Consider the following 20,870-nt stretch of genomic DNA (forward strand, 5'->3'; position numbering starts at 1 on the left):
CGACAATGATGTCAATAGTAAAGCGATTTAAAAATGGAACTGTACCGATGTCGACCAAGGGACGATCCGGCTGCCCGATCAACCTCTCGCTCGAACTGCTCGGCGACCGTTGGACTCTGCTCATTATCCGCGACCTGGTCTTCGCTGGGAAAAAGCATTTTCGCGAATTCCTGCAATCCGACGAAGGCATCTCGTCGCGCACACTCGCCGAGCGGCTGCAGACGCTGGTCGACGAAGGCATCCTCACGCGCAGCGACGACCCTACGCACGGGCTGAAGGCGATCTACCGGCTGACAGATGCCGGCATCGACCTTTTACCGGTGCTGGCGATCCTGGGCGCCTGGGGCAGCAAACATCGCAGCGCCGACGACAAGCTCGCGCAGATCGCGGATGAACTCGCGGCCGGCGGGGAGCCGGCGCTGGAGCGGATGAAGCGGAAGCTGAGAACCGAGCATCTGGGCCAACGGGACGCCGCAGCTGCCCGTCTCCCCCTCATGGGCGAGACAGGCTAGGGAACCCGTCCGCGTCGCAGCGGCCCAACCGGCTCCCCGGCCGGCGGCTCTCCGGGCAGCCCCAATCGCAGCCGCTCCTCCTCGGCGAAGATCTCGGCCTGCGCCTGAATATCGAACACCTGCTGCGTCAGCCTGCCGCCATCGACGACGCGCACGATCCACTGGCCATTGACGGCTTTTACACGGACACTGTCTGGCTCGCTTGTTACCATATACAGCTCCTGCTCTTCGTTCGAAGAACTGCCTAACTCCAACCCAACATGATCTAGCGCGCCTGGAGTTGGCGAAAAGCGGGACTTATTGATCTTTAGTGCAAAGCGGCTCGCCGTTATTCAGCACGTTTGCGGAGCCTCGCGAATAAAAGTGAACATGTCGGAGCGGCGTGCCGTTGCACCCTGGGGCAGCGGAATTCCACTTTGCTACGACGTTCGGCCTGCGAGGCTACGCGACAGCGGATTTCGAAAGCGTTCGGATGGAACTGGGAATCGCGCAGCCCTGCCCTTGGCCGTGCATGAGCGCGGACGAATTCGTCACACGGCGGCGGCCCGGCAGCCTTGGGGGGTGATACTGGGTTCGGCGGCCGGGCCTAACCGGAGTTTGCGAGGCCGCCGGCTGTCACAAACATGCGCTTGGGCCCGGCCAAGGACAAGAACGACCTAGGCCCTACGACCAAAGCTGCAAGGATATGCCCACACGACCAGTTGCGCTTCGACCGGCTGGGAAGAAAACGTGCCGAACGCCGGCCGCATCAAAAGCCGAAAAAATGCCGGCCGACGAGATAGCCGAGCGCCGCGACGATCAGCGGAAACAGCGCCGGCGCGGCCTTGCTGAACAGCGAGGGGTTTACCTCCTTGGCGGGAGCGCTGGGTTTGGCATTGCCGAGGTTTTTGGTCATGAGCTCGTTACCGGTTGGGGCTAGCTGCCGGCTGAGACATTAAATTAGAAGTTGCTTATTAAATTTCCCAGAAGGCCGCCGCTACAATTCGCGGCAATTTATTCCGACTGCTGGGTACGCTCGGCAAGCGCGAAGGCCTGGAGATTGCGCGACTTGCCGGGATCCTGGTCGGCATTGGCGATGATGGCGTGGAAGGCCGCGCGGGCGATATCCTTCTTCTTGGCATCCGGATGCAGTTTTCGCACCGCCCTGAGCAGGTCTTTTGGCTTCATATCGGGGGTGACGACGCGCATCAGCGTATCACCTATGGCCTGCAATTCGCCGGCATCCATAATGATGAACCCTGTTTTGGTGGCATCAGCCTAACATATAGGCGGGCGAGCGCGTCACTTTTGTGATGCGCCGTCCATCATTCTGTTTCGTGAAACCGCAGCCGTCACATGACCGTGCCAGAGCGCTCGGCATTCGCTTGTCCGACGAACCCGCGTTGGGTTCGGAACCCTTGCCGTTCTCGCAGGGTTGATATGCGAGGCGAAGCGCCATGGAAGACAAACCGCCTGCCGAAAACCCGGGAAGGATCCTCGCCACCGTGCTGGCGATCTGCCTCATCATCATCGCCTTATTCTTTATCGGCTTCGAATATTCGGAGCGCGATCAGGGAGCCTTGATCGTGCCCGGAGCGGCGCAGGGCAGTAAGTGATCGGCTCGAAGGCCCGCCAGATGTGGAAAGGGCTGTAACACTTTGATTTTGCCTGTCATCCCCGCAAATCTTTTAGGTTCGAGATCGCACGCCGGGAAGAAACAGGTTTTCCGAAACGTTATCCAACAGGCAGTGCTCAGCGCCTTGCGCCTGACAAGGCGCTCATGAGCGAGGAACCCTTCCGGCAACGGCGCGTAACCGCGCCCGAGCCCAGGGAGACAGAACATGTCCATCAACGCCTATATCAACCGGATCGCGACAGCGGTTCCGGAGCATGAGGTTCACCAGTTCTATCTAGCCTACGCGGCCTCGATGCTCGCCGCCGATCGCAGGAGGATATTCGAACGCATGGCCGGCCTTGCCGGCATCGAGCACCGCTTTTCATGCTTTGCGCCTGCTCTCGACCCCGAAGGGCCAGCGGCCGATCTTGCCGGAGCCTTCAAGCGCGGCGCGTTTCCCGGAACGGCTGCCAGAATGGCGATGTTCGCTCAAGCGGCACCCGTCCTGGCGCAAAGGGCGGTCGACGGACTGGGGCTTGGCGACGAGGCATCGCGCATCACCCATCTCATCGTCACCACCTGCACCGGCTTCTCCGCGCCGGGCATCGACCTCGACCTTGCCGCGCGATGCGGCCTGTCGGACGGTATCGAACGCACGATGATCGGGTTCATGGGCTGCTACGCTGCGGTCAATGCCCTCAAGCTTGCCCGCCACATCGTCCGCTCCGACGCGCGGGCCAGAGTCCTCCTGGTCAACATCGAGATCTGCACCCTGCATCTGAGGGAAACCACCGAGCTGGAAAAGCTGCTGTCCTTCTGCCTTTGGGGCGACGGTTGCGCGGCGACGCTCGTCACCGCCGAGCCGTCCAGTATCGAGCTCGACTCCTTCCGCTGCACCGTCGCCGAGGAGCGGCGGGAGCTGATGACCTGGCATATCCGCGACCACGGCTTTGACATGTTTCTCTCGGGCAAGGTGCCTGCGGCGGTCCAGGAAACGTTGCGAAACAACCAGGACGCTATCCTGGGTGGCCGGCCACCGGAGGCGATCGACCTCTGGGCCGTACATCCCGGTGGGCGCAGTATTCTCGATGCCGTCGAGAAGGCGTTCGACCTCGCGCCGGCCGCGCTCGGGCCGTCGCGCGACGTGCTGCGCCGATACGGCAACATGTCGTCGGCGACGGTGATGTTTGTAATGGAAAAGATGCTGAAGGCGCCGGGCGGCCAGCTTGGCTGCGGCATGTCGTTCGGACCCGGGCTGACGGCCGAGACCATGTTGTTCCGGACCGCCTCATGAATGCGCTCGATCAACGGACACTTGTCCCGGAAATCCTCGATCGCCTCGCCGCGGACGATCCGCGGGCGCTCCACTCGCGGTGCGATCTGCGCCGGATCAACGCGCTGATGTTCCAGGCGCCGATCATGGCGTCGCTCATGAGAAAATTCATGGCCAAGGCGCCCGGCCGCATCCTTGAGATCGGCGCCGGCGACGGCACCTTCATGCTGAAAGTGGCCCGGCGCATGACAAGAGACTGGCCGAAGGTGGAGCTGACGATGCTCGATCGCGTCGGCCTCGTCACGCCCGAGCTGACGGCGGATTTCGCCGGTCTGGGATGGAAGCTCGAAACCTTCACCGCCGATGTCTTCGACTGGGCGCAGAAGGCGGATGGCGGGACATTCGATGTGATCACGGTCAACCTGTTTCTGCATCATTTCGACGACGCCGGACTGCTACGTCTGTTTTCGCTGCTGGTTCGCAGGGCGCCGTTGCTCGTGGCGACGGAACCGCTGAGGGCAGGCTTGGCGCTCGCGACGACCCGCCTTCTGCCGGCGATCGGCGCCAATGACGTCACCAGGCATGACGCCGCTCAGAGCGTGCGCGCCGGCTTTCGCGGCAGCGAACTTTCCGATCTTTGGAGCGCTGCCGGCGGCCGGCCGCTCGAGGAGCGGCGTGCCGGCCCCTTCTCCCATGTCTTTGCTGGCGCCACGTCGATGCCTGCCAAAGATGTGCCATGAGATCGGCATCGACCCACGATGCAATCGTCATCGGTGCCGGCCCGGCAGGCACGTCAGCGGCGCTGGCGTTGGCCCGGCGCGGCTGGACCGTGGCGATCGTGGAAAAGAGCATGTTTCCGCGTCGCAAGGTGTGCGGCGAATATATCTCGGCAAGCAATCTGGCGCTCCTCGAGCGACTGGAGATCGTCGATGCGTGGCGGGCCGAGGCAGGTCCCGAAATTCACCGGGTCGGCTTCTTTTCCGGCGATACCATCGTCGAGGCGCCGATGCCGCGTGCGAAGTCCGTGCCCGCGGCAGGAGACGGTTTCGGCCGAGCGCTCGGCCGCGATATACTGGACTCCCTGCTGTTGGATGCGGCCCGATCGGCCGGCGCGGACGTCTTCCAGCCCTGCCGCGCCATCGCCATCGAACGTGATGGCGCCTGCCAAGCGGTGTGGATCCAGGCGGGAGCCGGGAATTCCCGCGACGAGGCGACGATCCTGCGGGCACCAGTGATTGTCGCCGCGCATGGCTCGTGGGAACCGGGACCGTTGCCGAGTCAGCTCGAGAAGAAAGGCCGTCCCTCGGATCTGCTCGGCTTCAAGGCGCATTTTTCAGGATCGACGTTGCCGCCCGATCTGATGCCGCTGCTGACGTTTCCCGGCGGCTATGGCGGCATGGTGCTCGCAGACCATGGCCGCCTGTCCATCTCCTGCTGCATAAGGCGCGATGTGCTCGCCGAGTTGCGCGCCAGCCATGCCCGCGAGCACGGCGGCAAGGTCTCGGCGGCCGAAACCGTCGAGCATCATCTCAGGACGACGTGCCGGGGGGGGCGAAACGCACTCGAGGAAGCCCGCCTCGAGGGTCCGTGGCTTGCCGCCGGCCCGATCCGGCCGGGCATCCGCGCCGGCTACGAAAGCGACATCTTTCGCGTCGGCAACGTCGCCGGCGAGTCGCATCCGATCATCGCCGAGGGCATATCCATGGCGCTTCAGTCCGGGTGGCTCCTTGCCCTGCAACTCGGCGCGGCGGCAAGTGGGGAGAAGGAGCGCGAAGCGGCCGGTAGACGCTACGAGGCGGCCTGGAGAGAATTGTTCTCGACCCGGGTCCTTGCTGCCGAAGCCATTGCGCGAATCGCTCTCGGCCATGGCGGCGCCGCCACAATGAGAGCAGTCGTTCGCAATTTTCCGCAGGCGCTGACCGTGGGAGCGAGGCTCAGCGGCAAGACGAGAGCGGCGCCGGGTTTTGGCTGACGGGACGCGTGGCTCGATGAGCGCGCCTCGGGTTATGGAACATTCCGGGACGACCGGAGTTTGGTATGCGATCCGGTTCTACCGCGGAGCCTGTGTCGCGACGGCAAGAGGCGGCGCTCGCCACGCCGGGAGGCATTACCATGGCCCAGCATACGATCCCTCACAATCCGCACAGCACCGCGAGCATTGCCGGCCATCCTATCCATGCAATGCTGATACCATTCCCGATCGCCTTCTTCGTCGCGACCTTCGTTTGCGACCTCATCTTCTGGCGAACCGGCAATCCTGGCTGGGTCACCGCATCGCTTTGGCTTCTCGGCGCAGGCCTGATCATGGCCGCGCTGGCCGCCCTTGCCGGGCTGACGGACGTTTTGGGTGATGCCCAGATCCGCAATCTTGGCGACGCATGGCTTCACGCCGGCGGCAATGTGATTGTCGTCCTGATCGAACTTTACAATTGGTATTCGCGATATGCTCACGCGGAGGCGGCCGTTGTGCCGGTCGGCCTGGTTCTGTCGCTGATCGTTGTTCTCATTCTTCTGTTCACCGGCTGGAAAGGCTGGGGAATGGTCTATCGGCATCATGTCGGTGTCGCCGATGGAACGGACGACACGGGTTGAGAGCCGCCAGCACGTTGCCACCACCTGGCCAGGAGCAAGTGAAATTCCGCCTGCCCCGGCGACCTCGGCAACACGTTGTTTCCACTCTTCATGTCGCCTCCGCCCTCCGGCGGAGGTGATTTTTTGGGGTGTGGTCAGGCGTTGCGATGTTTTTCGTCGGCTTTGCCGGCTGGCGCCGCCTTGATGGAGGCGGCGCTCCGCAACGTCCCGCAAGCGCTGACCTGGGGCGCACAACTCAGCGGCAAGACGAGGTTGGTCCCTGGTTTGGCTAAGGCGCGCCTCGCGCATCGTTTTCGGCGCGAATTGTCTCAAGCCTCGGCTGGACTGGCGATGGCAACCGATCGTCCGGCCGTATGCCGGCCTCCTAGGCAGGTATCAAGACGGCGATGCGATGCACGCCCACCTCCTTGCTTGTATTCGTCGCCTCGTCGGTCTTGCCCTTGGAACAGGTGTACATGTCGCCTTCCTTGAGCTTGAATTCCTTGTCCTTTTTCTTGATCGTGAAAGCGCCCGACGTAATCGTGCATACCATGTCGTTGTCCATCACCGTTGCGGGCGCGTGCGCTCCGGGCTGGAAGACCACGTCGACAATTGAAATGCTCTTGTAGGCGGGAATGTCGGAATTGCCGGCGCCGACCTCAACCACTCTGACGCCGGGCGCTATCTCCTTGCCATCCTTCGGACCGTATTTCTTGGTCTTTGCGGATGCCACCAAGGTGAACAAAGGCGTGACCGCGGCGGCCGTCATGCTGAGAGCAATTGCAGACCTGCGATTCATGGTTTTCATCGCATCCTCCCAATATGTTGGCTACGCACGAAAGTGCGTAATCACTATATATTAGCACAGACGCAAATAGGCTGCCGGGAATTCGGAAGCGGCAGGCTCGCACCGTATTAGTTTGAACATTCCGCTAAAAGCCGCGTCCTGACGTGGTTTCGGCAAGTCGGTTGCCGGTGCGGCGTTGGCAACCCCTGCATTGAGTTAGGGTCCGAGGCGAATTGCCATGGAAGACAGACCGCCAGCCGAAAACCCGGGGATGATCCATCACAATGCCGGCCATCTGCACCCTCATCATCGCCCTGTTTTTACCGGTTTCAAACATTCGGGGCCCGACCAGGGCGCTCTGATCATGCCCGGGGCGGCGCAGCAAGGTACTAAGTAAACGGCGTTGGCCGACGCCACAGGGCTTTGGGAACAAGCAGGGCGTAAGCGACAAAGTTCGGTTACCTCCGTCAGTCGGCGGGCTGACTTTCTCCGGGGGCAATCCTGCTGATATGCGCCGGCTCGGTCTTCCGCGGCTTGCTGGCTGGCCCGCAACTTTCCCTATCGCCTGTTTCAGCACGTGCCGCGTGGCCGCATTTTGACCCTAATCGCTCGATAGGCGGCCAGGATCGCTGCGGTTCCAGTGTTCACGGTTTCTTGACAGATGCCGGAAAAACGGGCAGCAAAGCGGGTGAGGGAGAGCATTTTTACCGTGGCGGAGACCATGGAGGGCTCTTTTTTCGTATGGACCGTCGCCAAATCGGCGATTGGTGGAGGGATTGGTTAACCATCTTTGTCCATCTTTTGAATCAATCGGCAACAGACGCGTGAAGGTGCAGGGGGCACCGGCGAACTGTGATCGTGACGGGTGCCAGGTCCGCAAACCGGCATGCCGATTGAGAGTGGTCGTATGGCGTTTTTGCGTTTGAAGTACCGGGGTGACACTCCTGATGAGGGGGTAACTTCGAAGAAATCTGGCGGTCATCGTTGGGTCGTGGTGCCTGCTGTCGCCGGCGCCCTTGCCCTTTGGTCCATGGCTACCTTGGCCGGGCTCCATTCGGTAAGCACCTCGCTGACCGCCGCTTCCAACGGATTGCCGCACGGCCTGCTTTCGCCGCGCAACATCGCGCTTGGCGACCAGCGCCGCCAGATCGCCAACGCTTGGGCGCCGCGTCTTGCTACCAAAGGCGGCTACGAGGCAGGCTCGCTCACCGGCGGCTGCGATGCCCGCTGCATCAGCCTCGCAATGAGCTTCAGCCATGACGGCCAAGCTTCTGAAAAACTGATAAATAAAGGCCTCAACGGCAAAGCGGCGCGCCTTAAACTGCCGTCGCCCGACAGCGTCGCGCAGGAAAAGGTCGTGGTGGTGGCTTCGGCCGCCGGAGCCGCCGACCGTTTCGACGGCGTGGTGAAGCGCGCCGCGCTTTCGCCGCAAAAGCTTGCCGATGCCTTTGCCCGCGCCGAGAAGGCGCCGTTCGTGCTGGCCAGCCTACCTTCGGCGAGCCGCTTCGGCGGCGCGCTGCCGGGCGCCCCGGCGGAAGCCCGGTTCGGTTCGCCGCCGGCCGAAATCGCCGGCGCTTCCGAGCTGGCGCTTGCGCTCGCCAACATATCGCCGGAGGAGACGTCCGACGTTCCGACCGCCGCTGCGCTGCAAAACAGCGACGGGCCCGATGTCGCCGACAAGCCGGACAATGGCCCGAACAATGGCCAGGACGGCGCGTACCAGGTCGCCTCGCTGCCGCCGCAAGACGATTTGCCCGACACGATTGCCGTGCCCGGCCTTCGCCCGCGGACCACGCTCGAGCGCGCCACCGAGGCGCCCGAGCAGAACGCGTCCAAACCGCAGAAACCCGAGGCCGCGAAGCCGCAGGCCGCCAGGGCCAAGCCACAGCCAACGGCCGCCTACATCGCGCAAAGCGGCCCGACGGCGGCCTCGCCGAGAAGCGGCGACCAGACCCTGCCTGGCGTTGCGGGCTCGAAGCCGGTCGTGGCCGACTCCAAACCTGGCAGGCGCAAGGCGCAGGCATCCGAGATGCTCGCCTATGCCAAGCCCGACACCCCGGAAAGCGGCGGCCTCGGCAGCGCGTTCCGCAACCTTTTCAATGGGCCTTCCACGGGCAATGGCGTCGCCGTCTACGATATTTCGGCGAGAACCGTCTACATGCCGGACGGCTCGAAGCTGGAGGCGCATTCGGGCCTGGGTTCGATGGTCGACCAGCCGCGCTTCGTCGACCGTAAGAATGTCGGTCCGACGCCGCCCGACACCTACAATCTGTCGATACGTGAATCGCGCTTCCATGGTGTCGAGGCGATCCGCCTGACACCGGCCAGTGGCCGGAACAAATACGGCCGCGACGGCCTGCTCGCGCACACTTATATGCTGCGCGGCGGCCGCGCCGAGTCCAATGGCTGCGTCGTCTTCAAGGATTATCACCGCTTCCTTGCCGCCTACAAAAAGGGCAAGATCAAGCGCCTCGTCGTCGTCCCGCGGCTCACAAGGTCCCCTACCCAGCTTGCCCAGGAAGGCCGCCAGGGTTAAACCCTACCAGAGCCGGCGCACCGGTGGCCGGCTGTTATCGATCCCCACTTGCTGATCCGAAGGGCCTGGCGCCAAACGCGCCCGGGTGTTTGCCGTCGCCGCGTCGACGCATGACGATCGCAACCTCACCTCAAGAAACGATTACGACCCTTCCCAGAAGGTAGATATGGCGCAGCCCGGGCTTGCGGCAAGCCCCCGACCATGGCGTATCAACGCTGCTCCGCAGAACCACGATGGAGCATGTGATGCGAATCTTGTTATCGACTTACGGGTCGCGCGGCGACGTCGAACCATTGGCGGCGCTGGGCGCGGCTTTGCAGGCGCATGGCGTCGCCGCCAGGGTGAGCGCGCCGGCTGACGCGGAATTTGCCGCTCTTCTGGCCCGCGCCGGCGTGCCGCTGGCGCCGGCCTTCGCGCCGGTGCGCGAATGGGCGAAGGAAATGATCAACCGGTCGCGATCGGCCTCGCCTGATGACCGGGCCCGGCTGATTTCCGGCCAGGCGGCTGAGATCGTCGCCAGACAATATGAGGCGCTGAGCGCTGCCGCCGAAGGCTGCGACGCCGTGGTGGCGTTCGGCCTCTTCCCGTCCTGCGCCGCCGCGCGGCTGGTCGCGGAACAACGCGGCATGCGTTACATGCTCGGCACGTTCTGCCCCATCTGGCTGCCCTCGCCGCACAACCGGCCGCATGAATATCCAAGCCATCCGATGCCGGCCGGCGTGACCGACAACCGGCTCTTGTGGGAGATGGACATCCGGACCAAGAACGCGCTCTTCGGCGAGGCGGTCAACGGCCATCGCGCATCGCTCGGGCTGCCCCCGGTGCAAAACGTCCGGGACTATGTCTACGGCAAAAGAGTCCTGCTCGCCTGCGATCCGACGCTGGGACCGTGGTTGCCCTCGGACCTGATCGACGCCGTGCAGACCGGCGCCTTCATCCTGCCGGATGAGCGGCCCCTCCCCGGCGGGCTGGAAGCCTTCCTTGGTGGCGGCTCGCCGCCGGTCTATGTTGGCTTCGGCTCCATATCGGTCGCGAGCGAAGCCGGCCGCGCGGCCATCGAGGCGATCCGCGCCAAGGAACTCCGTACGGTGCTCGCGCATGGCTGGGCCGAGCTCGGCCTCGTCGACGATGGCGACGATTGCTTCGCCATCGGCGAGGTCAACGAGCAGGCGCTGTTCGGCCGCGTCGCCGCCGTCATCCACCATGGCGGCGCCGGCACCACCGTCGCCGCCGCGCGGATAGGAGCGCCGCAGGTGATCGTGCCGCAGATCGGAGACCAGCCCTATTGGGCGCGGCGGGTGGCCGAGCTCGGCATCGGCGCCGCGCATGACGGCCCGGTGCCGACGGCGGAGTCGCTATCGGCGGCGCTGGAAGTGGCGCTGGCGCCGAAGGTCCGGCTTCATGCTCACAAGGTGGCCGGCGAGATCCACGCCGATGGGGCGGACGCAGCAGCGAGATGGCTGGTGGAGAAGATGAGGTGAAGAGAACTGAGAGTTGGGCGGGTATGGTGTTGTGCCGCTCTCTTCAGCCCTTTCTTCACGCCGCACTAAAGAAACCAAGCTCTCTAAAACCGCTTTCAATACCGGGCGAAGGCGCTATCTATGGCGCGGGGCGGGCTCCCAATCACTTACGAGGCAATCCATGACAATTCGCGCTGTCGTCTGGGGCGAGAACATCCATGAGCGGACCAACGAGGTGGTGGCCTCCATCTATCCGGAAGGCATGCACGCGACCATTGCCAAGGCGCTCTCCGCCGACAAGGCAATCTCCGCCTCGACCGCAACGCTGGAGCAACCGGAGCACGGCCTGCCGGAATCCCGCCTCGCGGAAACCGACGTGCTGGTCTGGTGGGGCCACAAGGACCATGGCGCGGTGGCCGACGAAGTGGTCGAACGCGTTGCGAAGCGCGTCTTCCAAGGCATGGGCCTGATCATCCTTCATTCCGGCCATTTCTCGAAAATCTTCAAGCGGCTGATGGGCACGCCCTGCACGCTGAAATGGCGCGAGGCCGGCGAGCGCGAGCGACTCTGGGTGACGAGCCCCAGCCACCCGATCGCCGAAGGCGTCGGCGAATATTTCGAGCTGGAGAACGAGGAGATGTATGGCGAGCAGTTCGCCGTGCCCGAGCCGATCGAGACCGTCTTCATATCCTGGTTCCAGGGCGGCGAGGTGTTCCGCTCGGGCCTGACCTACCGGCGCGGCGCCGGCAATGTCTTCTACTTCCGCCCCGGACACGAAACCTATCCGACCTATCACGACGCTACCGTGCAGAAGGTGCTGCGCAACGCGGTGAGATGGGCGCACAACCCGCAAGGGTCGAAGTCCGCAATCCTCGATGCGCCAAACGTGCCGGTCGAGAAGGCGCTGGAGCCGATCGAGGAGCGCGGGCCCAAGCTGCATCAGCATGGCGAGGCCGGCTTCCGCTAAAAAGCGTCTCTCCGCTTCGCTTGGGATTGCGCGGAAACAGCGCCTGGGTCACATTCGCTCACATTATTGAATCGAACCAAATCGCTCGGAGGAGCAGAAATGCGGCTTTTGATACTGGGGACCGGCTGGATGGCGCAGGAACATGCCCGCCGCTTTGGCGCCATCGAGGGCGTCGACATCGTCGGCGCGGTCGATGTCGATCCGGCCCGCGTCGGCGAATATGCCGATGCCTACAAGATCCCGAAGCGTTTCACCTCGCTGGAGGCGGCGCTCGACTGGGGCGATTTCGACGCGGTCGCCAATGTCACGCCGGACCGCATCCATCATCCGACCACCATGGCGCTGGTCGCCGCCGGCAAGTCGGTTCTGTGCGAGAAGCCGCTGGCGGAAAATTTCGGCAAAGCCAACGAAATGGCCGATGCCGCGGAAGCCGCCGGCATCGTCAACATGGTCAACCTCACCTATCGCAATGTCGCCGCGCTGCAGAAGGCGCGCCGGATGGTGCAGGCCGGCGAGATCGGCACTGTGCGCCATGTCGAGGCTTCCTACCTGCAGAGCTGGCTGGTGTCGAAATTCTGGGGCGACTGGCGCACCGATCCGAAATGGCTGTGGCGGCTGTCGCGCGGCCACGGCTCCAACGGCGTGCTCGGCGATGTCGGCATCCACATCCTCGATTTCGCCAGCTATGGCGCGGCGCTCGAAATCGACCATGTCTTCTGCCGGCTGCGTGCCTTTGACAAGGCGCCGGGCGACCGCGTCGGCGACTACCAGCTCGATGCCAATGACAGCTTCGCCATGACGCTCGATTTTTCCAACGGCGCCTTCGGCGTAGTGCATGCCAGCCGCTGGGCCACGGGCCATCTCAACGAGCTTCGGCTGCGCATCTATGGCGAGAAGGGCGGCATCGAGGTGGTGCACAATCTCGAAGGCTCGATGTTGAAGGCCTGCGTTGGCGAAAATGTCGAGAACGCCAAGTGGGAAGAGCTCGACGCCGGCACCGTGCCGACCAACTACCAGCGCTTCGTGGAGGCGGTGCGGAGCGGCGCGCAGACCGAGCCGAGTTTCCGCCACGCGGCGGGCCTGCAGAAGGTGCTGGACCTTGCCGTGGTGTCGGACGAGAAGCGGGCGGAGTTGAGGGCGCACTCGGATACGCAGTAGCGCTTTCCTCCCCCCGCCAAAGGCGGGGGAGAGGTGTCCGCGAAGCGGACGGAGAGGGGGTCTTCGTAGGGCGCTCCCCCTCTCCGTCTCGGCTTCGCCGAGCCACCTCTCCCCCACTTCGTGGAGGCGAGGAACAAGATCACCGAGCGCGATAAATCGCCACCGCCGCAGCCACCAGCGCGGCGTTGCCGCCCGCCACGTTTGCGTCTGGCAATTCCTTGCCGTCCTCCAGCCCGACCCGCGTCGAAAGCTTCCGCGCAGCCGCCCTTTCCACGAACGGCCATACCGTCGCGTTCTCGCCATGCAGCAGAATTGAGCGGCGGATGTCGGCGCGCTCCAGCACCGTCTCGATGCCGTCCGCCACGGCAAATGCCTGATCAATCGCCTGCTCGGAAACCTCGATCAGCACGCGCAGCACCCGCCCGCCATGGTCGAGGCCGACCAGGCGCTCGGCGTCGGCAGTAGAGGCCAACCCCGCCTCGATGCCGATGCCGCGCTGGCGCAGGCTTTCCATGACGACGGGCGCCGCCGTTTCACTGAGATTGACCGAGGCATAGTCGGGCAGTTCGCGCCAGCCGGAGATGGCGACCAGCGTGCGCAAATCGTCCTTCTCGATCCAGGCGCCGGTGGAGACGCCGATCAGCGTGCCCGGACAGGCGCGGCGGATTGCTGCGACCGTCCTGTCCATCGCCTCCGGCGCCAGGGTCTCCCGGCCGTCGGCGCCGCGCGCATGGACATGCAGCTCGGCCGCGCCCGCCGCGATCGAGGCCGCGGCGTCGCGCGCCATTGCCTCGGGATCGAGCGGCGATGCGGAGTGGAAGTCAGCGGGTCGGGCGCCGTTGATGCAGGCCTGGACGATCATCGTTGCGGCAATCCTGTTTCGGCTGGCCGGAGCCTAGCGCAGGGCCAGAATGATCGGAACGGGTATGGCGAAGTCTCCTGACAGGCCGCGCCTACAAAGAGAAATACCCCTGACCCGACGGCCAGGGGGATAAGCTTTCATCGCCGGCAATTGCCGAGCTTCGAAATCCGTTATGCAGGCACGCGCTTCAAGGCCTGGGCCATGCAGTGGATGCCGCCGCCGGTCTTGGAGATTTCGCTCATGTCGACAGCGGCGACCTCAAAGCCGCGCGCCTTCAGCTGGCCGATCAGCGTTTTGCTCGACGTCGGCGCGATGACCCTGTCCTTGCCGAGCGACATGAAGTTGCAACCGAGCGCCATCGTGTCCTGGAAGGGCACGTCGATGATCTCGTGGCCCTTGCCCTTCAGCCAGTCGACGATGCCTGGCTCGGTGCAGGCGAGGCAGACGGCGGTGAGCTTTTCGGCGATCGGCACCACCATCAGGTCGATATGGACGTAATATTCGTCGATGAAGGCGAGCCGCGTCTCCCAGCCTTCCTTGTCGAACCAGGCCTGCACCTGGCGCGCGCCCTCCTCCTGCGTGCGGGCGCCGCCGCAGCCGATCAGCACCACGCCCTCCTCGATGACGTTGAAGTCGCCGCCCTCGAAAGTGCCGGCGGTAACCATGTCGTAGATCGGGATGCCGAGCTTCTCATAGGTTCGGATGGCGGCATAATTCTCGCCGCGCCGCCACCAGTTGGCCATGGCGGTGATGAAGGCGCCGTAGGGAGTCATCACGCTGGAATCGCGCGAATAGACCTGCATCGGCAGTTCCGGTGTCGGCTCGTGCCTGTGGATGTTGACGCCGAAATGCTCGTAGGCCGCGACAAGGTCCTTGTGCTGCGCCTGCGCGATCTGGATGTTGCAGGGCGCTTCGCGCAGGTGCTTGCGAGACAGCGAGCTGGTCGACAGGTGACGCAGGAAGTTCGGCGAGCCGAGCAGCACGTCGGTCAGCACGTCGGTCTCGTTGGCGAAGCCCCAGGTGGTCAGCGGCTTGGTGCCGCCATTGGGATTGCGGCGCTGCAGCGAGAACGGCTCGGCGACGATGCGGTCATGGACGGTCATGGTGTTCTCCTCGAGCTTAAGATTGTCGTTGGTCGGTCATGCGGTGAAGGCGGCCGGGATCCACCAGTCGCGCCCGCGCGGCGTGGTGACATATTCAGGCCAGCGGAAGTTGATCGGCGGTTCGTAGTCGCAGAGCGGCGCGATCCAGTTCGAGCCGCCGACGCCGCCGCCGGTTCGCTTGACGAATTCGTCCATCGCGGCGTCGCGCGCGGTCTTGTCCTCGAGCAAGCGCAGGGCGGTGAGCGCAACCGTTTTCGCGGCGCAGGTGACCATCGGGTCGATGGTCGCCGGAATGCCGCCCAGCGCGTTCATCACCCAGGCCGGATAAGCATGACCCTTGGCCGCGCGCAGCGCCGGACGGGCGACATAGAAGCGCGATGTCGGCGCATGCCAGCTCATGTCGGTGTAATCGTCGGAGGTGGAGTTCACCTGCGAGGGCGGCAGGTCGCGGCGCAGGATCGCCTCGGCCTCTTGCGGCGAAATCAGCCGCTCCAGTTCGTCGATGAACGGGTTATCCGTCGCCTCGCCGCCGGCATTGACCTGGACCTCGCGCGCGATCGCCCTCGCCTCTTCATTCCAGCGCGGCGCGCCGACGGTCGAAAGCGCCTGATAGGTGATGTCGGCCATGGCGTGATTGGCCAGCCCCGGGCGCGACTTCGACACCCAGTGGCGCTCGTAGCGGCAGCCGCTCATCTTGGCAGCCGCCTCCGCGTTGCGGTCGAGCACGGCCGTCACCTGCTCGGCCATGGCAATGGTCGGCACGCGGATCATGTACTGGATCTCGGCTAATCCCGCCGGCAGGTTGTCTGCGGTCGCCTGCCCCGCCGTCAGGATCGCCTCGCTGATCGACCAGCCGCCCTGATGCGTCAGCATGGAATCGCGCAGCGCCTTGGAGGCCATGTACATCATCACCAGCGCGTCGTTGGCGCCGGGCGCCCGGACCGCCGAATGCGCTTGCGGGATGGGTGCTGCGTCGCTTGCCGCGCGCCCCCAATTTTCGGGCTCGCCGCAGATGAAGCGGTAGATCATCGCGTACGCCGCGCCGCAATGCGTGTCCCAGCGCGCGGTGTTGCAGAGCGGCAGCATGTAGAAGGGATGGAAGGAGATCATGCCGGCGAGGCCGTCATAATAGCCCTTGGCCGCATGGATCGGCTTCGACCCCCTCACCTTCTCCGCCGGCTCGCCGGTGAAGCGCAGCGTGCCCTTGATGCCGTGCTCCAGCATCGCCGCCTTGGTGGCCAGAAGCCCGCCGAGGCTGCCGATGCCAAGGCCCGAATGCGGATCGGTGTGGCCGCCCGCCTCAACACCGAGACCCGGCCGCGCCCGCTTCATTGTCGCGGCATCCTGGCAGTTACCGGGCACGGCGTCGTACTCGCCATACATGCCGATCGTGGGTCCGTCCCCATTCGTCCAATGGGCGCAGAAGGCCGTCGGCATGCCGCCGGAACCTTCCTCGACCGAAAAGCCTTCGCGCTTCAGCCGATCCACATACCACGCCGCCGACTGGTACTCGCGCCAGGCGGTTTCGCCAAAGTCGAAGATGGTGCGCGTCCAGGCCGAGAGCAGCGGCTGGATGCTGTCGATGCAGGCTAAAGCAGTTTCTTGCGCCGAGGTCGTCACCGGTTTGTCCATGCCTCAAAGAAAGCAGTGAAGCGGCTCATCAAAAAGTGATATGTTTTTCCGGCTCGTGCAAATTCGGTTCACCTGAGGCCTCTTGCGAATACCGTCCACGCAGGCGCTGCGCGCCCTCGACAGCTTCGCCCGTCACGGCAGCGTCTGGCGCGCCGCCGACGAACTCCACCTCACCCGCAGCGCGGTTTCGCATCAGCTGAGGCTGCTCGAACGCGACCTCGGCTTCGATCTCCTGCAGCGCATCGGCAAGGGCGTGGCGCTGACGCCGCGCGGCCAGCGCTACGCGGCCGATGTCAGGAAGGCGCTGACAGTGCTCGGCGATGCGAGGACCCAGAACAGCGGCGCCGGCGTCGGCGGCTCCTTCGCCATCTCCTGCCCGCCGGGCTTCGCCTCGATGTTTTTGTGCACGCATATCGGCGAGTTCCAGCAGATGTATCCGGACGTGACGCTCTCGGTGCTCACGCCGCGGCGGCTCGACGATGTCAGCAATCCGGATGCCGACGCCTTCATCGCCTTCGGCGTCGGCAACTGGCCGAACCGGGCCGTGGAACTGCTGTGCGAAGTCTCCTTCACGCCGCTCTGCAGCCCGAGACTGCTCAACAAGGTCGGCGGTTTTTCCAAACCCGCCGACGTGCTGCGCGCCAACCTCCTGCATCTTTCCGACACCGAGGACTGGGCACGCTGGCTGGCGCTGTCCAAGGTGGAAAATCCCGATACCGAAGGCGGCATCTTCTTTTCCGATATGAATCTCGTCTTCTCGGCGGCAATCGCCGGCCAGGGAATTGCGCTCGGCGACGAGCTGACCGGCCGCCAGGCGCTGAGCGAAGGCCGGCTGGTCAAGCCGTTCGAGGCGTCGGTGCCCTCGCCGCGATCGTATTTCCTGGTCTTCGAGCACGCCAAGGCCGGACACCCGGTGCTCAATGCCTTCAGCGACTGGCTGAGGGCGAAGCTGTCGGAGAGCAGTCTTGCGAAGTATTGATGCGAGGCTAATCTCCCCACTTGAGGGGGAGATGTCGCCGTAGGCGACAGAAGGCGTCGCCCCGCACAGAACGCCACCGCCTTGCGCAAAGAAGTACGGCGCAGGCGATCTACGTGAGACGACCCCCTCTGACCGCTTCGCGGCCATCTCCCCCTCAACAAGGGGGGAGATTAGCGCTCCGCCTTCCCCAACCTCGCCACACGTGAATCAAATTTGCCGATCAGACGAAAACTATTCGGTTGCGGTGAGCCGCAGCCGTGCCTACGATTTGGCTTGACCGTGAGGATAGAGGCAGGATGCAGCAACCCGGCCGGGCCGCAGAGATCAGGGCGAACGGGATCGGCAAGAGCTTCGGCTCGTTCCGGGCGCTCGATAATCTCACGCTCGATATCGGCCGCGGCGAATTCCTCACGCTGCTCGGACCATCCGGCTCCGGCAAGACCACCTTCCTGATGATCCTGGCCGGCTTCGTGCAGCCGAGCGAAGGCAAGCTTTTCAGCGACGGCGTCGACATCACCAACCGGCCGGCCGAGCAGCGCGCCGCCGGCATGGTGTTCCAGGGTTATGCTTTGTTCCCGCATATGAGCGTGGAACAGAACATCGCCTTCCCGCTCAAGGTGCGCAAGAAATCCGCCGCAGAGATCAAAAGCCGTGTCGGCGAGATGATCGAACGTGTCGGGCTGAAGGGCCACGAGAAGAAGCTGCCGGCGCAGCTTTCCGGCGGCCAGCAGCAACGCGTGGCGCTGGCCCGCGCGCTGGTGTTCGAACCCGGGGTGCTCTTGCTCGACGAGCCGTTCTCGGCACTGGACAAGAGCCTGCGCGGCCAGATGCAGGCCGAGATGAAGCGGCTGCATCAGGAGACCGGCACCACCTTCGTCTTCGTCACCCACGACCAGAGCGAGGCGCTGGCGCTGTCGTCGCGCGTCGCCATCTTCAATCACGGCAAGCTCCTGCAGGTCGGCAGGCCCGACGAGGTCTATGACCGGCCCGCCAACCGCTTCGTCGCCGAATTCCTCGGCGAGATCAACATGCTGCCGGTGAAGGGCGTGCGCCCCGCCGACAATGGCGCGACCGGCCTTTGCGAGGACCGCGCGGTCAACATGCGCTGCAAGGCCGAGGCGATCAAAGGCGACGCGATCCTCGCCATCCGCCCCGAGGACATGTCGATCGCGCCGGAAGCGTCGGTCAACGAGAACGGCATCGCCGCGACCGCTGTCGCCTCGACCTATCTCGGTGCGGCGACCAAGCTCGACCTCACCACCCGCCAAGGCGCCAAGGTCACCGTCTCGGTGCCGAACGAGGTCGCCGCCGCGGCACTGAGCAAAGGCAATTCCGTCTGGCTGACCTGGCCGGCGGAGAAGGGTTTCCTCCTTCCGGACGGAGGACAATAAGCACGCGCCGCCGCGGCCCGAAATCGCCGCGCCGGCTTCCGGTTCAAATCAACGACAACAAGGGGAAGTGACATGAACGATACCAAGAAACAGACGATCGAATCCCTCGCCGAGCGGACCAAGCGCGGCGAGATCTCGCGCCGGCAGTTCGCGCAACTCGCGGGCCTTGTGCTCGCCGGCACGCCGATGCTTTTGCGCTCGACCGGCGCTTTCGCCGAGACCAAGGGGCTGGTGCTGGTGAACTGGGGGGGCGACGCCATCACGGCTTACGACGCCGCTTACGGCCAGGCCTTCACCAAGGAAACAGGCATCCCGGTCAAGATGGACGGCTCGGGCCCGACCGAAGGCGCGATCGCCGCGCAATTCAAGAGCGGCGCGCCGACCTGGGATCTGGTCGACGTCGATCCGTTCTCGGCCATCACGCTCGGCGGCCAAGGCATGCTCGAGCCGATCGACTACAAGATCGTCGACAAGAAGAAGATGCGCGAAGGCTTCGGCTGGGAATATGCGGCGTCCACCTATTTCTTCTCCTATGTGATCGCCTACGACTCGCAGAAATTCGGCTCCAACGCGCCGACCGGCATGGCCGACTTCTTCGACGTGAAGAAGTTCCCCGGCAAGCGCTCGCTCTACAAATGGGGCGTGTCGAGTTGGGAAGCGGCGCTTCTGGCCGACGGCGTCGCGCCCGCCTCGCTCTACCCGCTCGACCTGAAGCGCGCGCATGACAAGATCGCCGCCTTCAAGGAAAACGTCGTCTCTTATTGGGGCGGCGGCGCCGAGAGCCAGAGCGTGCTGCTCAACGGCGAGGCCTCGATGGCGATCGTGTGGTCGACCCGCGCCTCGCTGATCGAGAAGGACTCCGGCGGTCAGATCAAGTTCATCTGGGACCAGGGCCTGATCTCGCCCGGCGCGCTCGCCGTGCTGAAGAACAACCCCGGCGGCAAGGACGCGGCGATGAAGTTCATCGCCAGCACCCAGGATCCGCAGAAGGAGTTGGTGATGTTCGAGAAGCTCGGCCAGGGCCCGGCAAACCCGGCGGCCGACGCGCTGATCCCGGCCGACAAAAAGCGCATCAACCCGGTCGACCCGGCGAACATGGCGAAGCAGATCCCGCTCGACATGGAGTGGTACGCCAAGAATTACGGCGCAGCACTCGACGAATACACCAAGATCATCTCGGCCTGATCGGGCCGAGCGCTACTTGGCGATGAGAGGCACCCTCTCCGACAGGACGGGCGCGGCGCTGTTGATGGCGCCGCTGCTCCTGTTCCTCGTGCTTGCCTATGCTTGGCCCTTCCTCGGCGTGGTGAAGTGGAGTTTTACGCTCCCCACCCCCGGGCTCGGCCAGTACCACGCCTTGCTAACCGACGACCTGGTGCAGTCGGTGTTCATCCGTACACTGCGCATCGCGGCGATCGTCACCGTGGTCTCGGTCACCGCAGCCTATGCCATCACCGTGGTGTGGGTGCGCGGCAGCCCGGTGCAGCGTGTGCTTGCCGAATTCTGCATCCTGGTGCCATTCTGGATCTCGGTGCTGACGCGCGCCTTCGGCTGGGTGGCGCTGCTCTCCAATCGCGGCCTGATCAACACCTGGCTGCAATCGATCGGCTTCATTTCAGAGCCGCTGACTTTGGTGCGCAACGAGTTCGGCGTCATCGTCGGCATGTCGCATTTTTTGATCCCCTTCGCGGTGTTCCCGCTGGCTTCCGCCATGCGCAGCCTCGACGAGCGCGTGCTGCTCGCGGCGCGCGGGCTTGGCTCCAGCCGCATGCGCACCTTCTGGACGGTGTTCGTGCCGATGACGCGCTCCGGCATCATCGGCTCGGCGCTGATCACCTTCGTCTTCTCGCTCGGCTTCTTCGTCACGCCGGCAATCCTCGGCGGCGGCCGCAGCGTGATGATCGCGGAGCTCATCTACCTGCGCATCTTCCAGAGCCCCGACTGGGGGCTCGGCGCAGCGATCAGCGTCGTGCTGGTGGTGTTCGTCGGCGCGCTGATGGCGCTTGTGTTCCGCCACGTCAAACCCAAGCAATTGGTGTAGCGCT

21 protein-coding genes are annotated in these 20,870 nt (G+C 64.4%); 14 read left to right on the plus strand and 7 right to left on the minus strand.

The window, feature by feature from the left end; translation table 11 throughout:
* Positions 1–47: 47 nt before the first annotated feature.
* The gene (locus O7A05_RS16820) at positions 48–512 is read left to right on the plus strand and encodes a winged helix-turn-helix transcriptional regulator (RefSeq protein ID WP_337094164.1); all 465 of its coding nucleotides are present in this window, start codon (positions 48–50) and stop codon (positions 510–512) included.
* Here O7A05_RS16820 and O7A05_RS16825 read toward each other — a convergent pair.
* The 3 genes from O7A05_RS16825 to O7A05_RS16835 form a co-directional block, all read right to left on the minus strand.
* Positions 509–724: a hypothetical protein gene (locus tag O7A05_RS16825; RefSeq protein ID WP_337094165.1), complete on the minus strand. Its 216-nt coding sequence runs from the start codon at positions 722–724 to the stop codon at positions 509–511. The genes O7A05_RS16820 and O7A05_RS16825 overlap by 4 nt on opposite strands.
* 536 nt (positions 725–1,260) lie before the next feature.
* On the minus strand, positions 1,261–1,407 hold the full coding sequence (locus O7A05_RS16830; RefSeq protein ID WP_337094166.1) for a hypothetical protein: 147 nt from the start codon (positions 1,405–1,407) through the stop codon (positions 1,261–1,263).
* Between the two features lie 98 nt (positions 1,408–1,505).
* Complete coding sequence (locus O7A05_RS16835) at positions 1,506–1,739, minus strand: hypothetical protein (RefSeq protein ID WP_337094167.1); 234 nt, start codon at positions 1,737–1,739, stop codon at positions 1,506–1,508.
* A 209-nt stretch (positions 1,740–1,948) separates the two neighbouring features.
* Between O7A05_RS16835 and O7A05_RS16840 the strand changes: the two genes are divergently transcribed.
* The 5 genes from O7A05_RS16840 to O7A05_RS16860 all read left to right on the plus strand — a co-directional run bounded on the left by O7A05_RS16840 (position 1,949) and on the right by O7A05_RS16860 (position 5,971).
* Positions 1,949–2,107: a hypothetical protein gene (locus tag O7A05_RS16840; protein ID WP_337094168.1), complete on the plus strand. Its 159-nt coding sequence runs from the start codon at positions 1,949–1,951 to the stop codon at positions 2,105–2,107.
* Positions 2,108–2,332: 225 nt separating this feature from the next.
* Positions 2,333–3,400, plus strand: coding sequence for a type III polyketide synthase (locus O7A05_RS16845; RefSeq protein WP_337094169.1), 1,068 nt, complete (start codon positions 2,333–2,335; stop codon positions 3,398–3,400).
* Positions 3,397–4,119 carry a methyltransferase domain-containing protein gene (locus O7A05_RS16850; RefSeq protein ID WP_337094170.1) on the plus strand — a complete coding sequence of 241 codons (723 nt, stop codon included), beginning with the start codon at positions 3,397–3,399 and terminating at the stop codon, positions 4,117–4,119. The genes O7A05_RS16845 and O7A05_RS16850 overlap by 4 nt, the downstream gene beginning before the upstream one ends.
* Entirely contained in the window at positions 4,116–5,351 is a 1,236-nt protein-coding gene (locus tag O7A05_RS16855) for an NAD(P)/FAD-dependent oxidoreductase (RefSeq protein WP_337094171.1), read from the plus strand. Before O7A05_RS16850 ends, O7A05_RS16855 begins: the two co-directional genes overlap by 4 nt.
* 140 nt (positions 5,352–5,491) lie before the next feature.
* Entirely contained in the window at positions 5,492–5,971 is a 480-nt protein-coding gene (locus O7A05_RS16860) for a DUF2231 domain-containing protein (protein ID WP_337094172.1), read from the plus strand.
* 364 nt (positions 5,972–6,335) lie between these two features.
* Here the strand turns inward: O7A05_RS16860 and O7A05_RS16865 are convergent, their stop codons facing one another.
* On the minus strand, positions 6,336–6,758 hold the full coding sequence (locus O7A05_RS16865) for a hypothetical protein (RefSeq protein WP_337094173.1): 423 nt from the start codon (positions 6,756–6,758) through the stop codon (positions 6,336–6,338).
* Positions 6,759–7,767: 1,009 nt separating this feature from the next.
* Here O7A05_RS16865 and O7A05_RS16870 point away from each other — a divergent pair.
* The 4 genes from O7A05_RS16870 (at position 7,768) to O7A05_RS16885 (ending at position 12,858) form a co-directional block, all read left to right on the plus strand.
* Positions 7,768–9,273 (plus strand): tlde1 domain-containing protein, encoded by a 1,506-nt coding sequence (locus tag O7A05_RS16870; RefSeq protein ID WP_337094174.1) that lies wholly within the window; start codon positions 7,768–7,770, stop codon positions 9,271–9,273.
* 245 nt (positions 9,274–9,518) lie between these two features.
* Positions 9,519–10,754, plus strand: coding sequence for a glycosyltransferase (locus tag O7A05_RS16875; RefSeq protein WP_337094175.1), 1,236 nt, complete (start codon positions 9,519–9,521; stop codon positions 10,752–10,754).
* 160 nt (positions 10,755–10,914) lie between these two features.
* A complete protein-coding gene (locus tag O7A05_RS16880; RefSeq protein WP_337094176.1) occupies positions 10,915–11,700 on the plus strand; it encodes a ThuA domain-containing protein in 786 nt (261 codons plus the stop codon).
* A 99-nt stretch (positions 11,701–11,799) separates the two neighbouring features.
* Entirely contained in the window at positions 11,800–12,858 is a 1,059-nt protein-coding gene (locus tag O7A05_RS16885) for a Gfo/Idh/MocA family protein (RefSeq protein WP_337094177.1), read from the plus strand.
* 139 nt (positions 12,859–12,997) lie between these two features.
* On the opposite strand, the gene O7A05_RS16890 is transcribed toward O7A05_RS16885, so the two are convergent.
* The 3 genes from O7A05_RS16890 to O7A05_RS16900 all read right to left on the minus strand — a co-directional run bounded on the left by O7A05_RS16890 (position 12,998) and on the right by O7A05_RS16900 (position 16,455).
* Positions 12,998–13,720: a 3-keto-5-aminohexanoate cleavage protein gene (locus O7A05_RS16890; protein WP_337094178.1), complete on the minus strand. Its 723-nt coding sequence runs from the start codon at positions 13,718–13,720 to the stop codon at positions 12,998–13,000.
* Positions 13,721–13,890: 170 nt separating this feature from the next.
* Positions 13,891–14,823 carry a dimethylarginine dimethylaminohydrolase family protein gene (locus O7A05_RS16895; RefSeq protein WP_337094179.1) on the minus strand — a complete coding sequence of 311 codons (933 nt, stop codon included), beginning with the start codon at positions 14,821–14,823 and terminating at the stop codon, positions 13,891–13,893.
* 36 nt (positions 14,824–14,859) lie between these two features.
* A complete protein-coding gene (locus O7A05_RS16900) occupies positions 14,860–16,455 on the minus strand; it encodes a zinc-binding metallopeptidase family protein (RefSeq protein ID WP_337094180.1) in 1,596 nt (531 codons plus the stop codon).
* Between the two features lie 82 nt (positions 16,456–16,537).
* On the opposite strand from O7A05_RS16900, the gene O7A05_RS16905 reads away from it, so the two are divergent.
* From O7A05_RS16905 to O7A05_RS16920, 4 genes are all read left to right on the plus strand, one after another.
* Positions 16,538–17,434 (plus strand): LysR substrate-binding domain-containing protein, encoded by an 897-nt coding sequence (locus O7A05_RS16905; protein WP_337094181.1) that lies wholly within the window; start codon positions 16,538–16,540, stop codon positions 17,432–17,434.
* A 296-nt stretch (positions 17,435–17,730) separates the two neighbouring features.
* On the plus strand, positions 17,731–18,825 hold the full coding sequence (locus O7A05_RS16910; protein ID WP_337094182.1) for an ABC transporter ATP-binding protein: 1,095 nt from the start codon (positions 17,731–17,733) through the stop codon (positions 18,823–18,825).
* 72 nt (positions 18,826–18,897) lie between these two features.
* Complete coding sequence (locus O7A05_RS16915) at positions 18,898–20,010, plus strand: ABC transporter substrate-binding protein (RefSeq protein WP_337094183.1); 1,113 nt, start codon at positions 18,898–18,900, stop codon at positions 20,008–20,010.
* A gap of 22 nt (positions 20,011–20,032) precedes the next feature.
* A complete protein-coding gene (locus tag O7A05_RS16920) occupies positions 20,033–20,866 on the plus strand; it encodes an ABC transporter permease (protein WP_337094184.1) in 834 nt (277 codons plus the stop codon).
* Positions 20,867–20,870 lie beyond the last annotated feature (4 nt).

It is taken from the genome of Mesorhizobium argentiipisi (SeqCode) (assembly GCF_037179585.1).
GTDB classification, from domain to species: domain Bacteria; phylum Pseudomonadota; class Alphaproteobacteria; order Rhizobiales; family Rhizobiaceae; genus Mesorhizobium; species Mesorhizobium argentiipisi.

Coding starts and splice junctions, on each gene's coding strand:
- O7A05_RS16820 (WP_337094164.1), top strand. CDS start 48: ATGTCGACCAAGGGACGATCCGGCTGCCCGATCAACCTCTCGCTCGAA.
- O7A05_RS16825 (WP_337094165.1), bottom strand. CDS start 724: ATGGTAACAAGCGAGCCAGACAGTGTCCGTGTAAAAGCCGTCAATGGC.
- O7A05_RS16830 (WP_337094166.1), bottom strand. CDS start 1,407: ATGACCAAAAACCTCGGCAATGCCAAACCCAGCGCTCCCGCCAAGGAG.
- O7A05_RS16835 (WP_337094167.1), bottom strand. CDS start 1,739: ATGGATGCCGGCGAATTGCAGGCCATAGGTGATACGCTGATGCGCGTC.
- O7A05_RS16840 (WP_337094168.1), top strand. CDS start 1,949: ATGGAAGACAAACCGCCTGCCGAAAACCCGGGAAGGATCCTCGCCACC.
- O7A05_RS16845 (WP_337094169.1), top strand. CDS start 2,333: ATGTCCATCAACGCCTATATCAACCGGATCGCGACAGCGGTTCCGGAG.
- O7A05_RS16850 (WP_337094170.1), top strand. CDS start 3,397: ATGAATGCGCTCGATCAACGGACACTTGTCCCGGAAATCCTCGATCGC.
- O7A05_RS16855 (WP_337094171.1), top strand. CDS start 4,116: ATGAGATCGGCATCGACCCACGATGCAATCGTCATCGGTGCCGGCCCG.
- O7A05_RS16860 (WP_337094172.1), top strand. CDS start 5,492: ATGGCCCAGCATACGATCCCTCACAATCCGCACAGCACCGCGAGCATT.
- O7A05_RS16865 (WP_337094173.1), bottom strand. CDS start 6,758: ATGAAAACCATGAATCGCAGGTCTGCAATTGCTCTCAGCATGACGGCC.
- O7A05_RS16870 (WP_337094174.1), top strand. CDS start 7,768: ATGGCTACCTTGGCCGGGCTCCATTCGGTAAGCACCTCGCTGACCGCC.
- O7A05_RS16875 (WP_337094175.1), top strand. CDS start 9,519: ATGCGAATCTTGTTATCGACTTACGGGTCGCGCGGCGACGTCGAACCA.
- O7A05_RS16880 (WP_337094176.1), top strand. CDS start 10,915: ATGACAATTCGCGCTGTCGTCTGGGGCGAGAACATCCATGAGCGGACC.
- O7A05_RS16885 (WP_337094177.1), top strand. CDS start 11,800: ATGCGGCTTTTGATACTGGGGACCGGCTGGATGGCGCAGGAACATGCC.
- O7A05_RS16890 (WP_337094178.1), bottom strand. CDS start 13,720: ATGATCGTCCAGGCCTGCATCAACGGCGCCCGACCCGCTGACTTCCAC.
- O7A05_RS16895 (WP_337094179.1), bottom strand. CDS start 14,823: ATGACCGTCCATGACCGCATCGTCGCCGAGCCGTTCTCGCTGCAGCGC.
- O7A05_RS16900 (WP_337094180.1), bottom strand. CDS start 16,455: ATGGACAAACCGGTGACGACCTCGGCGCAAGAAACTGCTTTAGCCTGC.
- O7A05_RS16910 (WP_337094182.1), top strand. CDS start 17,731: ATGCAGCAACCCGGCCGGGCCGCAGAGATCAGGGCGAACGGGATCGGC.
- O7A05_RS16915 (WP_337094183.1), top strand. CDS start 18,898: ATGAACGATACCAAGAAACAGACGATCGAATCCCTCGCCGAGCGGACC.
- O7A05_RS16920 (WP_337094184.1), top strand. CDS start 20,033: ATGAGAGGCACCCTCTCCGACAGGACGGGCGCGGCGCTGTTGATGGCG.